Consider the following 13671-nt stretch of genomic DNA (forward strand, 5'->3'; position numbering starts at 1 on the left):
AATTATTGGTATGCAGATCCTATACTTTATAAACTAAACGGTAAAATCTATATGTTTTATGAAGCATACAATAAGAAAAAAAATTCTGGTGAGATTGGAGTAGCTACAATTATTAACAATAGAATAGTGGATAAGCAGATTGTAATAAATGAGCCTTTTCACATGTCATACCCTTTTGTTTTTGATATAAAAAATAAAATTTACATGATCCCTGAAACCTCTTCTAATAATAAACTATTACTATATGAGTCGGTAGATTTTCCAAATGAGTGGAAACTAAGTAAAGTATTAATGGATAATATTGAATTATCTGATGCAACTACTTTAAAGCTCCAAGATAAAATATATATCTTTGTATCAAAATTATTGTGTACCAGCCCGTACAAAGATGAGTTATTAATATATTCTCTTGATAACGAATTTAACCTAATCCCACACAAGAGAAATCCAATAATCACTGATAATGAATTTACGAGACCAGCTGGAAGAATATTAGAGTATAACAAAAAGTTGATTAGGGTTTCACAGGATTGTTCAAATGGTGAATATGGTAAAGCAATTAAGTTCAATGAAATTATAAGTATATCAGATCATTCCTATCAAGAAAACAATATCTCTACAATTTTACCCGACGATATCCCTTTAATATTTCATAAAAAATTGACTGGGACCCATACCTATGGCAGGTGTGATAACTTTGAAGTAATTGATGTAAGATACTCAGTTTTTGATGTCAAAAAACTATTAACTTTTCTTTATAAACTTCCTTATAAGTTCATTAAGAAATCAATTACAATAGCAATAAAATCGAGCGGATAGACGAGCTTAAAATTCAAGGAGTCTAGCATGATTAAGAAATATAAAAATAAAATAAATTTAGCTTTCTATAGGTTAAATCGACAAATAAAAATTAAACTATTTCCTCTGTCACAAAATGCTGCAACTATAAAAAAACTTAAAAATAAACATTCAAACATGAGATGTTTTATTATTGGCAATGGTCCCAGTTTGAAAACAGACGACCTAGATAAACTACAAAATGAAATTACATTTGCCTTCAATCGAATTTACTATTTATTCGATCAAACAGACTGGCGTCCTACATATTACTGCTCAGAAGATGAAAAAACAATTTTTAAAAGCAAAGAAGAAATAGACATATTAAAGATAGAAAAGAAGTTTTTTCCTGTGAACATTCCGTGGGATTATAAGATTAACTTTCAAAATGCAAATTATTATATTTTTAGATTAGGTGACAGTAAAGTCGAACCGAAGTTTTCTAAGGATATTGTTAATGGCGTATTTTGGGGAAATACTGTTGCTTACACAGCAATACAAATGGCAGTTTATATGGGAATTAAAGAAATTTATCTATTAGGAGTTGACCATCATTTCAGTAAAATGGAAAACGATAAAGGTGAAATTGTAATTGATGAAACTGCAAAAGATTATTTTACTGAAAAGTATAATACTGACAAAGATGATTTATATATTCCCAATGTCGAAATTTCAACACGAGCATTTACTGCTGCAAGAAGATATGCAGATGACAATAATATAAAAATATACAATGCAACTCGTGGTGGGAAATTAGAAGTCTTTGAAAGAGTAGATTTTGATAAAATTATATTTTAGAAAGCGTGGTTATTAGTATGAGGATAGTTGGAGTAATTCCAGCAAGAGGTGGGTCCACAAGATTTTATAATAAACCATTAGCAAATATTCTAGGAAAACCAATGGTAAGGTGGGTTTATCAGCATTCTAGGGAAGTAGAATGCTTTGAAGAGGTATATATTGCAACCGACAGCAATGAAATTAAGACCGTATGTGAGAATTTTGGTGCAAAAGTTATCATGACCTCAAAGGAACATGATACAGCAACTGATAGGCTTTATGAGGTTTCACAACAAATTGAAGCAGATCTTTATGTAATGATTAATGGTGACGAGCCAGCCATAGAAGCTAATGATATCGTAAAGTGCATTCCAGTAGATTTTAATAAAGAAGAATTTTATGTATCAAATTTAATGACAGATTTTACAGATCCCGTTGAAGTGGTTGATACATCTAACTTAAAAATAGTAACCAATAAAGATGGGATTTGTTTATTTATTTCTCGCAGCCCAATTCCCTTCCCTAAGGGTGGAATGAACTATGCTTACCAGAAATTTGTGGGGGTAGGAGCATTTACAAAAAAGGCCCTTCAATACTATCATGAAACACCACGAGGGCCGATTGAAAGAATTGAAGAAAATGATTCATTTAGATTTATAGAAAACAGAAAGGACATTTACTATATAAATGCACACTGTAAAACCATTTCAGTAGATACCCCTAAAGATATTGAAAAGGTTGAAGAGTATATGTTAGAAAGTGGGGGAATTCCAGTTTATACACTTAAATAAAGAATATGTATTAGAAAGGATGAGTTCATAATGAAGACAATGAAAGTTGGTAACATCCCCGTAGATAACACTATATTTACATTAATTGCAGGTCCTTGTGTAATTGAATCAGAAACACAAGTGATGGAAGTGGCCTCAAGAATGAAAGACATTACTGGATTACTTGGTATTCCTTTTATTTTTAAGTCGTCGTTCGATAAAGCGAATAGAACGTCTGTTTCAGCGTATAGAGGTCCTGGAATAAATGAGGGTCTTCGTATTCTTAAGAGAGTGAAAGATGAGTTAGGTATACCAGTAGTAACAGATATTCATGAACCGTACCAAGCAAGGGGTGCTGCTGAGGTTGTGGATATGCTCCAAATTCCTGCTTTTCTATGCAGACAAACAGATTTATTGGTAGCAGCAGCAGAAACCGGGTTGCCAGTTAATATTAAAAAGGCACAGTTTTTATCTGCAAAGGATATGAAAAATGTTATTACAAAGGTTAAGGAATCAGGTAACGAAAACATTCTTTTATGCGAAAGAGGTAACACATTTGGTTATAACAATTTAGTTGTTGATATGACCAACATTATTGAAATGAAAAAGTTCGGCTATCCCGTAGTTTTTGATGCAACACACAGTGTTCAAAAACCAGGGGGCAACGGCACATCGACTGGTGGAAATCGAGAGTATGTGGAACATTTAGCAAAAGCTGCTATAGCAGTTGGTGCAGATGCTTTATTTATGGAAGTACATGAAAATCCTGATTATGCTAAGTCCGATGGTCCTAATATGGTGAAACTTGATGAAATCGAAGTGATGCTTAAAAAGTTAATTAAAATATATAAGGCGGTGCACGATGTTGAATCAATTAGATATTCTCACTGAATCCAAAAAGGAACATCAAATTGATATTCTCTCTGAATCTAAATTTGTTTTTGAAACTGAGGTAAATGCTATAAACCTTGTAAAAGAAGCTCTGGATGAAAGCTTTGTTAGAATCGTAGAATTAATCTCCAATTGTACAGGCAAAGTTATTGTTACAGGAATGGGGAAACCTGGGCATGTTTCAAGGAAAATTGCCGCTACCATGTCGAGTCTTGGGACCTCATCGTTTTTCCTGCATCCAGCTGAAGCGTTACACGGAGACCTAGGAATGATTTCAGCAAATGATATTGTTATAGCTATTAGCTATAGTGGCGAAAGTGAAGAGATTACAAAAATTTTGCCTAATATTAAATTGATAGGCGCCACATTAATTGGTATCTCGGGTAACCAAAACTCATCACTTGTGAAATACAGCGATTACTCTTTTGTATTTCCTAAATTTAAGGAAGCCTGTTCAATGAACTTGGCACCTACATCAAGTACAACAGTTGAAATGGTTTTGGGGGATGCATTAGCAGTCTGTTTATCAAAAATCTATGGTTTTCATGAAAGGAACTACGCATTGTATCATCCAGCAGGTTCCCTTGGAAAGAAATTGCTAGTAAAAGTTAGTGACATTATGCATACAGGGAATAAAAACGCAGTCGTAAAGACTGGCACGAAGTTAAATGATGCTATTATTGAGATGAGTACGAAAGCAATTGGAATCATTAATATTTTAAATGAAAAGAATGAATTAATCGGAGTCTTTACTGATGGTGATTTAAGAAGAACGTTTACAAGAGAAGTGAATGTTTATAATTTATCGGTAGATGATGTAATGATAAAAACACCGCTCTATATAGATTCTGATATGCTTGCTGTAGATGCTTTAAAGATGATGAATGATCATAATATTTCAGCATTACCAGTCATTAGAAATAATAAATTGGTTGGAACCGTAAGGGTAAACGATATTCTTGGAGTTGGTATTTTTATATGATTAAAGAGAAGGATTTATCAAAAATTAAAATGCTCGTTATGGATGTTGATGGTACATTAACCGATGGGAAAATTTATGTAGGTGATAATGGTGAAGTATTTAAGGCATTTAATGTAAAAGATGGTTACCGTTTAATTAATATTAAAAAGTATAATATCATACCAGTTATTATTACTGGAAAGAAGTCAGAGATTTTAGCGAAACGTGCTGCTGAACTAAAGATTGAAGAAGTCCATCAAGGAATAGAGGATAAGCTAGCAGTTTTGGGCGAGGTTATCAATAGGTACCAGTTAACTTATGAAAATGTTGCATATGTCGGTGATGATATAAACGATATTGATTGTATGAAAGCATGCTATCTAAAAGCATGCCCAGCTGATGCAATTAGTGAAGTACTAGATATCGTGGATTATGTCTGTAAATCTACCGGTGGTAATGGGGCTGTTAGAGAATTAATTGATTTGATTGTGATGTGATCTATAAGTATGACTAGTGCTGAAAATAACAATGCTGTCGATGTAATGAAATTTATTTGCGCAATATTAGTGGTGATTATTCATGCACCACCCCTTCTATCCTATAACGAAACCGCAAATTTTATATTAGTTGATATTATTGCAAGAATAGCAGTACCCTTCTTTTTTGTATGTGCAGGTTACTTCTTTTTTAATAAGATTAATCTGAAAAATGGAAAGGTTGAAATGAATATTAGCAGTTTAAAGAATTACATCTTGCATTTAATTAATCTATATATTTTTTGGACATTATTTTATCTAATATGGTGGATACCCTTTTGGTATCACGATGGTTTTTTAACTTTAGCCAATTTTAAAGGTTATTTATTAAGTATTTTTTTAACTGGAAGTTATTATCATATGTGGTATATTGTTTCATTAATATATGGAATGATATTTTCATTTCTAATATTAAGATACGTCCCAGCTAAGCTAGTAATCGGAATTGCAGTTATTTTTTATTTAATAGGGACATTTTTATATTCATATTCTTGGATTGTCAGTGAGAACAATTTAATTGATCATTTTATAAAATTATATGGCCTCTTTAGTTCAATAAGTGTTGGATTATTTAGGGCATTCCCATACATAATGATGGGGTTCTTTTTTTCAAAGGTTAGAGTAAAAATAAATACTTTACTAAGCGGAATTATAAGTGGTATCTGTTTATTATTACTAGGCGTGGAGGTTTGGATACTTAAGACCTCTGGGAATACTTCTAAATTCTCTTATGTTTTATTAACAGGAGTCAATGTTTTCTTTATTTTTAATACAGTAAGTAAAATTAAACTAAAGTACAATCCATTTTATCAATTATTAAGAAAGATGAGTTCAATAATATATTTTGTACATCCTATGTTTATAAATATTAATGGTTTGATTTTGTCACACTATATTGGCAAAGTTAACCCGGCAATTTTGTTTCTTTCTGTATTGGGATGTTCGATTTTGTTTAGTGTTGGATTCATTAGATTATCACACTCTAAATATTATTACAGATTAAAGTTTATGTATTGAGGTGGGAACAATTAAGCCTATAATTTCAATCATAATACCTGTTTTTAATGTAGAAAAATATATTAACCGCTGCATAGATAGTATATTGGCACAAACTTTTTCTGATTTTGAATTGATATTAATTAATGACGGATCAATAGATAAGAGTGGTTCTATCTGTGAGCACTTTGCAAAAGAGGATAGTAGAATTAAAGTCATTCATTTAAATAATGGAGGGGTTTCCAACGCAAGAAACACAGGAATTGCTCTTGCCCAAGGGGATTATCTAATGTTTTGTGATAGTGATGACTACGTTGAAATAAATTGGTGTAGTGACCTTTATGAATCTATTAAGCAAGGTGGGAATATCTTACCTGTAAGTGGAATTAGATTTGTATATCAAATCAGGAAAAAAAAGGAAGAAACCATAAAAGCATTTCCTAAAAAAGAGTCATTTGATAAAGGGAAGTATTTCGAAACCTATAAAAAAGGTCTTTCCGGAAGTTTATGTTGCAAAATATATGACAGAAAAATAATCGTTGAAAACTCAATATCTTTTGATACTAAGGTAAATAGGGGAGAAGATTTACTATTCAACCTAACTTATATGCGTCATATGGATTCTTTTGTTACAATCCCAACAATTACATATAATTACGTTCACTCGAATGAATACAGTTTAATGAATGGATATCGTAAAGATTTATTTGATATTGCTGTAAGGGTGTATTACGCCTGGAAAGATTATTTAATACAAAATAATGTGGATAGCAAACAATTTGAGGAATTTGCAACGTTTTATTATCTGAATTTTTTGAATGTACTTAAGAATACTTTTGATGAACGGAACAAAGATAAATTAGTAAAAAAGTTAATCTATAACAACCAAATTCTAAATTCTAGTGAATTCATTGAGTGTATAGAGTTGGCAGATACGACAAAAGAAGATAGCCGATATTTAAAGTTATTAAAAACAAATAATTATTATTTAGTTTGGCTTTTGGAACAAGCGATAAAAGTAAAAAAATCTTTAATGCGTAATAAAAAATTTTTCCGACTCAGTTATTTTAAAAGGGATTAAATTATGACCTAAATAGATAAGGAGTAAGAGGTATGAAGAAATTATTGTTAAAAATGTATTATATATTACTTGATTTAAAAAATCATTTTAAAGTATTACGGGATAAATTAATTTCGGTTATTATTAAGCCCCCAATTGTTAAAACAACAGATGAAACCTTGAGCAAAATAATAAATGAAAGGTGTTCTGTAAGTCGCTATGGAAATGGCGAATTTAATATTATGTTTAAGGGAGAGCAATTCTTTCAAGCATACGATAAAGATTTGAGTCTACGCTTAATTGAAATTATTAGCTCTCAGAGTAAAAATCATATTGTATGTATTCCTGATGTTTTTAGTAAAATCGATAAGTTTACAGATAGAGCACAAAATTTCTGGAACAAGTATTTAATTTTAAACCGAACTAAAATATATCGGAAGTTAAACAAGAAGAAAGTTTATTATGATGCTATGGTGACGCGTCTATATATGGACTATAAAGATAAAAGTAAATCAGATGAGCGCTTTTCTAAATTTAAAATGATCTGGGATGATAGAGAAATTATTCTCGTTGAAGGTGAACAAAGTAGATTAGGGGCAGGTAATAATTTATTTAGCAATGCTAAATCCTTAAAAAGGATTTTATGCCCAGCGGAAAATGCTTTTGCAAAATACGAGGAAATTTTAACTGCAGTTAAAAAATACGATACGTCAAAATTAATCCTGCTAGCACTTGGACCAACGGCAACGGTATTAGCATATGACCTTTCTAAAATGGGCTACCAAGCAGTTGATATTGGAAATGTAGATATCGAGTATGAATGGTTTTTAAAAAGGACTCAAGTTAAAACTCCTGTTAAGCACAAATATACTGGAGAAGTTGCTAATGGAACGAAAGTTGAAAAATTGCATAATCCAGAGTATGAAAATGAAATCCTGGCTCAAATCCTTTAATTAGCGTAGGGCCTATAACAAGGCGATAAGGGAGGAACAGAAAGAGTGGGCAGTAAGCTAATTAATACAATTATGAAGGTAAAGTTCCGGTATTCCCCGTATAGACATGACTGGTACTATGGAAGCATTATTTATAAAATGGAAAAAAACCTTGAGATATTCAAATTGAATTCAAACAAAAACACACCTTATTTAAGTAAACCAGGTATTTCGTTTTCCTTTGATGATAGTTTTAGAGTTAAACATTGGTACAAATATGGAAAAGAATTATTCGGGTATTATGATGTCAAAGCAACCTTTAATATTAATGCATTCCATCATTTTGAGGGCCAAAGAGAGCACACTCAAGAAGAAATAGATATGCTGCTAGATTTACAAGCAAGCGGTCATGAAATCGCACATCATGGATATAAACATCAAAATGCAAAAGATTATTCCTCTGAAAAAGGTTTATCAAGTTGGTTAGAAGATGAAATTAAACCCTTGTTTACTTGGCTGGAAAACCAATCACATTCAAAAACGAAAGAAAAATTTAAAAAACCTGTTACTTATTCATTCCCATATTCTCATTATAATCAAGAGAATATTAAAGAAATAGTGCCAAAATATTTTAAAGTAGTTAGAGGACATTTAACCGAAAATAATTTAATTCCGTTTAATTTTACTGGACTTGCGCCTTCAATACGAATAGATAGCAATTTTCTAACAGATGTAAAGTATATTAAAAAAATTATGAGACTAGCAAAAACAACCGGAAGAAATTTAATTTTTATGTGTCATTCATTAATTCCAGAAGAAATTAACTGGAAGGATTTTGGTTGGGGTGAAAACTCGAGTGCTGCAGGAGAATGGAGAATATCACCCAAAGTTATAAAAAAAATAATTTATGAAGCCAAAAAGTTGGATTTGGAATTTTATACAACAGCTGAAATAGCTGGTGTCGCAACTTTTATAGATAAAAATTTGGAAAGGTGTGTTAGGGAATACATTTCAAATCCTGATGATCCATGGATCTCTATTTCAGATCTAAGCATGATAAAGGAATTGGATATAAGTGGTAAAAACGTTTCTAATTTGGACGGTATGCAATATTTTATAAATCTTGAAAGACTTAATTTAAAGGATAATAATATTTCAGATTTTAGGATTTTAGAGAAACTTAATAAATTGAAGGATCTGATTAAGCAATAATTCTTTTAAATGAATTTTTAACATTTAATCTGATTTTTTTATGATGAGTAAATATTTATAAATCTTACTGTAAAGTCAGGAAATTAAGGGGATCTCTTATGAGCGATAAAATTAGTATTATTGTCCCAATATATAATGTTGAACCATACCTACGTAAATGTGTGGAATCAATACTATCACAATCATACACTAATATTGAACTAATACTTGTAAATGATGGTTCACCTGATAAATGTGGGGGAATTTGCGATGAATATGCAAAAAAAGATAATAGAATAAAAGTAATTCACAAAGAAAATGGAGGACTTTCTTCAGCAAGGAATGCTGGTCTTGAAATTGCTACAGGAGATTTTATTGGTTTTATTGATGGAGATGATTTTGTTGATACGGACATGTACGAGATATTATACAATCTTTTAGTTGAATATAGTGCAGATGTGGTTGAATGTAGTTTTAAAATTGTAAAAGACAGCAATTTTCAACCAATAGAAAATGACAAAATTTTTGATGGAAGAATAGAAAGTGGAGATAACTTGTTCGCTTTGAAAAGGTTACTGGAATATCCCATTAGAAATGTAGCATGGAATAAATTATACAAAAAGGAATTATTTACTGGATTAAGATATCCAGACAAGTTATATGAGGATGGTTTTCTAGCATATAAAATATTTTATAAATTAAAAAAATATGTATTTGTTGCACTGGATAAATACAATTACATTCAAAGAGAAGACAGTATTATGGGGAAGCAAAAAAAATATACAATTAAAAACTTGGATGGCCTAGAAGTTCAAGAAGAAAGGTATCAATTCCTAAAGGAAAGAACTAATAATTTAAGCATTCTAATTTTAGCTGAATTCAATTTATTCAACCAAATTATGTTCCACTATAAAATGATTAAAAAATACAAGGAAGAAATTGATCCAAATAACAAATATAGAAAAATGTTAAAAAATAAAATTATTCAATACTACACTAGTTTTTTATCTAATGATAGATTGAGTAAATATAAAAATTTAATAAGATGTTCAAAACTAAATTTTACTCTTTTTGATTATTTTTTTTCAAATTACAAAATTTATCTCTACTACTTGGAGTTGATTGGGATAATAAAATATCAAATAAGTAAAATATCTAAAATTAAGAAGTTGCTCCCGAAATAATTCATGAATAATAATTGTTATTTTAGATAAGTAAAATGGCTTTACAGGTATAGCTATTTATTTTGTTTTTTAAAAGGCACTTAAAGATTATTATATGGGGAGAATGTAGGAGTGTACAAATATATAAAAAAACCAGCAAAAAAAGTCTATAATTTAGCAAATTTATTGCTATTTAATATTGTTAAAGACTTTGCAAAATTTAATATTCCAATTACAAATAATAACATCAAAATATTAAAATTAAAAAACAAATATCATGGTAGTCGGTGCTTTATTATTGGTAACGGCCCAAGTTTGAAGCCTGAGGATTTAGATAGACTAAAAGGTGAAATAACATTTGCTTCTAATAAAATATATAAGATATTTAATCAAACTACATGGAGACCCACATTTTATATGGTAGTAGACTCAGTAGTACTTGAGGAAAATGTAAAAGATATAAATTTAGTTGAAGCAAAGATAAAATTTACCTTAAGTTGTTATAAACATTTATTTAAATCAGATATATATTTTAACAATAACCTAAATAAAAATAAATTCGGATCTTTTTCAACTAATATTATGGAATCTTTATACTCGTCAGGGACTGTCTCATATCACATGCTTCAAATGGCACATTATATGGGGTTTTCAGAAGTATATTTACTTGGACATGATTATAATTTCAAGGGGGCAATTTCCAATACAAAGGATTTATCATTTCTAAATGAAGAAAATTCACAAATTTATTTTAGTAAAGATTACATTAGAGCCGATGAAAGGAAGGCAGGACAAGCTCCGGATGAAATGTATGTTGGAATGGAAAAAGCGAAATTTGTGTATGAAAATTCAGGGAGAAAAATTTATAATGCAACACGAGTTTCTTACTTGGATGTATTTGAGTTGAGGAATTTTGATGATTTATTTGGAGATAAAAGTGAAAAAAAAATGGGTTATTTATAAGGAAGTATTTTTGTAATTTGATAATTTAAAGTCTATTTTATATTTTTTTGACCAAATGTTCTATTTAAAGAACGGTAATATAGAATGGGATTCTTCTGTAGATAGGACCTTTTGTAATTTGATTGAAGATTAGAGGGAATATTATGCAGCTTCACATGATGGATTTAAAGAATCAATTAAAGAGAATAAATGATGTAATACCAAGAGGAGCAAAAGTATGTTACTTTGACTATCCTGTACATAATAACGTTGGAGATATGCTTATCTGGAAGGGGACTGAACAGTTTTTTAAAGAGTGTAAGATACGTGTTGTAAAAAGATTTAGCCATCATCTTATAGATTATCTGTTAAATAAACAAGATAAATTTATAGAAATACAAAAAGAAAATATTATAGTTTGTCATGGTGGAGGAAATTTTGGTGATTTATATTCAGTTCACCAAAAAACAAGAAAATTACTTGTGGAAAAATTTATAAATAATCGTATCGTGTTTCTCCCACAATCTATACATTATGAAAATAAACAAAAAATGCAAGAAGATTTTACTGTTTTTCGAAAGCATAAAGATTTGCATCTTTACGTAAGAGATAAAAAAAGTTTCTTGATCGCAAGTAAATATCTCGAAAATGTATATTTGTGTCAGGATATGGCACACGCGTTGTATCCTATTAACAAAAAAAAGACAAACAAGTCAAACTGTTTATATTTTTTAAGAAAAGACAAAGAACGAGTAGATTCACATATCATTAATGCAGAGAGAGTAAATGAATTTGATTGGCATCTCCTATTTTCAAAAATAGATTTAAAAATATATAGATTACTTATAAGGGCCCATCGATCATATAAGATTCAAAAAATCATATCTCCTAATTTACTATCAAAATTATGGTATATATTCATAAGTCATATGATAAACAAAGCAATAAATTTTTTTAATGGTTATCAAACTATTATTACTTCGCGATTACATGGCCATATATTAGCGTGTTTAATGAATATAGAAAATGAACTAATTGATAACTCTTATGGAAAGAATTCTAGTTACTATGAAAGTTGGACTAATTCTATCAATTGCGCACACTTGATTAAGGAACCTTTTCAAATTAAACAATAAATTAAATTAATGATTTTATAACTAAAAATAACTTATAAGAGATAGATTCTATAATCATAGTGTTAATTAATTCAAAATAGGACAATGTTAAGTTGTTAATGAAGGTTTTTCCGAAACTTCAGAAAAAGGAGAGGAAATGTACTGTGAAATATAAAGAAGGAATTAATGTTTTGAATCCTGTTAAATTCGAAAACACAGTAATAGTTGATTTTACCGTACCAAATAATATTGAAAAATTTTTCAAAGACCAAAGATTTTATGTTGAATATGACAGCAATATAAATAATATCCCCGATAGTATCTTAGTGATACCGTTATTGTCCAATATATTGCCAGTTGCATGGTTTAGCGGTGTGAATGTAATTGTAGACGAAGTAGATGAAAAATTTTATAACATAATTCCAAATATTCAAGCAGGGTTTAAAAATTTATATCCAAAGGTAAAAATGGAAAGTAAATTAATAGCTAAAAAGATAATAAAAAATGAAATGAAGGAGTCAGGTAGAAGTGCGCAGCTGTTTAGTGGGGGAATAGACTCACTTGCAACATATATAAGAAGGATTGGAGAAAAACCAAATCTTTTTACTATATGGGGTGCAGATGTAAATTTATATGATAAAGATTCTTGGGAAAAAGTAAAAAACTATAACATTAAAATCGCAAACAAATTGGAAGCGCAAGTATTTTTTATTAAGTCAAATTTCACTTTGATTTTAAATACTAGATCCCTTGGAGAGGAATATGGCCACTTGATAAATGGATTTCATTGGTGGGCAGGTGTACAGCATGGATTTGGATTAGTAGGTTTATGTTCTCCATTAACATATGTAAAAGAAATTACAACATTCTATATTCCAGCCTCTGATACAGCTGAATTTAATATTCCATGGGGCTCCCACCCTTTAATTGACAATGAAATTAAATGGGCTAATACAGAAGTTGTTCATGAAAGTTATGATTTAAGTAGACAGGGAAAAATACATTTAATTTCCAGATTTATTAAAGAAAATAAAGATGACCTGCAAATACGTGTTTGTTGGCAGGCAGATCATAATGGCGGGAATTGCAGTAAATGTGAAAAGTGTTGTAGAACAATTGTGGGACTATTAGTGGAAAACATTGATCCAAATTTTCATGGATTTAAAGTAACTGGAGATTTCTTTTCAAATGTAAAGAACAATATTTTAAAAGACTTTTGGGCTTATGATACGATTCCCTATTGGAAAGATATACAAAAAAAGATACCTCTAAATATAAGAATGGTTGATGGAAGGCATAGAGATTTTTTATTTTGGCTTAAAAATTATAATTTTGATAAACATATTAAGCCCTCGTTTCATACAAAAATTATTAAAAGTATTGGAAGGATTTTATCAGTATTCTCAAAAAAATTCATCAAAAAAATTATCAATTTAAAAATTCTTATGTACTTATTAAGTTCTGATTTTCTAATAAACACATTTAATTTTCTCTAAAATT

At 29.8% G+C, this 13671-nt stretch carries 14 protein-coding genes; all 14 read left to right on the forward strand.

Annotated elements, in window-relative coordinates:
• Nucleotides 1-819: glucosamine inositolphosphorylceramide transferase family protein (locus V7121_RS10585; protein ID WP_420490715.1), on the forward strand; the 819-nt coding region annotated here is incomplete at its 5' end.
• A gap of 27 nt (nt 820-846) precedes the next feature.
• Nucleotides 847-1635 (forward strand): 6-hydroxymethylpterin diphosphokinase MptE-like protein, encoded by a 789-nt coding sequence (locus V7121_RS10590; protein ID WP_335503131.1) that lies wholly within the window; start codon nt 847-849, stop codon nt 1633-1635.
• Nucleotides 1636-1652: 17 nt separating this feature from the next.
• Nucleotides 1653-2405: a 3-deoxy-manno-octulosonate cytidylyltransferase gene (locus tag V7121_RS10595; protein ID WP_335546531.1), complete on the forward strand. Its 753-nt coding sequence runs from the start codon at nt 1653-1655 to the stop codon at nt 2403-2405.
• Nucleotides 2406-2435: 30 nt separating this feature from the next.
• Entirely contained in the window at nt 2436-3275 is an 840-nt protein-coding gene (kdsA, locus tag V7121_RS10600) for a 3-deoxy-8-phosphooctulonate synthase (protein ID WP_335503126.1), read from the forward strand.
• Nucleotides 3247-4257 carry a KpsF/GutQ family sugar-phosphate isomerase gene (locus tag V7121_RS10605; RefSeq protein ID WP_335546533.1) on the forward strand — a complete coding sequence of 337 codons (1011 nt, stop codon included), beginning with the start codon at nt 3247-3249 and terminating at the stop codon, nt 4255-4257. The genes kdsA and V7121_RS10605 overlap by 29 nt, the downstream gene beginning before the upstream one ends.
• Nucleotides 4254-4733: a KdsC family phosphatase gene (locus V7121_RS10610; protein WP_335503121.1), complete on the forward strand. Its 480-nt coding sequence runs from the start codon at nt 4254-4256 to the stop codon at nt 4731-4733. The genes V7121_RS10605 and V7121_RS10610 overlap by 4 nt, the downstream gene beginning before the upstream one ends.
• A 9-nt stretch (nt 4734-4742) precedes the next feature.
• On the forward strand, nt 4743-5789 hold the full coding sequence (locus V7121_RS10615) for an acyltransferase (RefSeq protein WP_335503118.1): 1047 nt from the start codon (nt 4743-4745) through the stop codon (nt 5787-5789).
• A gap of 1 nt (nt 5790) precedes the next feature.
• Complete coding sequence (locus tag V7121_RS10620) at nt 5791-6849, forward strand: glycosyltransferase family 2 protein (RefSeq protein WP_335503115.1); 1059 nt, start codon at nt 5791-5793, stop codon at nt 6847-6849.
• Between the two features lie 32 nt (nt 6850-6881).
• Nucleotides 6882-7781: an SP_1767 family glycosyltransferase gene (locus V7121_RS10625; RefSeq protein WP_335503113.1), complete on the forward strand. Its 900-nt coding sequence runs from the start codon at nt 6882-6884 to the stop codon at nt 7779-7781.
• Between the two features lie 45 nt (nt 7782-7826).
• Nucleotides 7827-8972 carry a polysaccharide deacetylase family protein gene (locus tag V7121_RS10630; RefSeq protein ID WP_335546536.1) on the forward strand — a complete coding sequence of 382 codons (1146 nt, stop codon included), beginning with the start codon at nt 7827-7829 and terminating at the stop codon, nt 8970-8972.
• A 98-nt stretch (nt 8973-9070) separates the two neighbouring features.
• Nucleotides 9071-10135: a glycosyltransferase family 2 protein gene (locus V7121_RS10635; protein ID WP_335503108.1), complete on the forward strand. Its 1065-nt coding sequence runs from the start codon at nt 9071-9073 to the stop codon at nt 10133-10135.
• A gap of 111 nt (nt 10136-10246) precedes the next feature.
• On the forward strand, nt 10247-11077 hold the full coding sequence (locus V7121_RS10640) for a 6-hydroxymethylpterin diphosphokinase MptE-like protein (RefSeq protein ID WP_335503105.1): 831 nt from the start codon (nt 10247-10249) through the stop codon (nt 11075-11077).
• A 143-nt stretch (nt 11078-11220) separates the two neighbouring features.
• On the forward strand, nt 11221-12192 hold the full coding sequence (locus tag V7121_RS10645; protein WP_335546538.1) for a polysaccharide pyruvyl transferase family protein: 972 nt from the start codon (nt 11221-11223) through the stop codon (nt 12190-12192).
• Nucleotides 12193-12335: 143 nt separating this feature from the next.
• On the forward strand, nt 12336-13667 hold the full coding sequence (locus V7121_RS10650; RefSeq protein WP_335546539.1) for a hypothetical protein: 1332 nt from the start codon (nt 12336-12338) through the stop codon (nt 13665-13667).
• The last annotated feature ends 4 nt before the right edge of the window (nt 13668-13671 follow it).

The organism is Neobacillus drentensis (assembly GCF_036962125.1).
Lineage (GTDB): Bacteria > Bacillota > Bacilli > Bacillales > Cytobacillaceae > Neobacillus > Neobacillus drentensis_B.

Bases quoted from the DNA above. Each gene is read 5' to 3' on its own strand.
- V7121_RS10610 (WP_335503121.1), top strand. From the start codon at position 4,254: ATGATTAAAGAGAAGGATTTATCAAAAATTAAAATGCTCGTTATGGAT.
- V7121_RS10605 (WP_335546533.1), top strand. From the start codon at position 3,247: ATGTTGAATCAATTAGATATTCTCACTGAATCCAAAAAGGAACATCAA.
- kdsA (WP_335503126.1), top strand. From the start codon at position 2,436: ATGAAGACAATGAAAGTTGGTAACATCCCCGTAGATAACACTATATTT.
- V7121_RS10590 (WP_335503131.1), top strand. From the start codon at position 847: ATGATTAAGAAATATAAAAATAAAATAAATTTAGCTTTCTATAGGTTA.
- V7121_RS10615 (WP_335503118.1), top strand. From the start codon at position 4,743: ATGACTAGTGCTGAAAATAACAATGCTGTCGATGTAATGAAATTTATT.
- V7121_RS10645 (WP_335546538.1), top strand. From the start codon at position 11,221: ATGCAGCTTCACATGATGGATTTAAAGAATCAATTAAAGAGAATAAAT.
- V7121_RS10595 (WP_335546531.1), top strand. From the start codon at position 1,653: ATGAGGATAGTTGGAGTAATTCCAGCAAGAGGTGGGTCCACAAGATTT.
- V7121_RS10625 (WP_335503113.1), top strand. From the start codon at position 6,882: ATGAAGAAATTATTGTTAAAAATGTATTATATATTACTTGATTTAAAA.
- V7121_RS10635 (WP_335503108.1), top strand. From the start codon at position 9,071: ATGAGCGATAAAATTAGTATTATTGTCCCAATATATAATGTTGAACCA.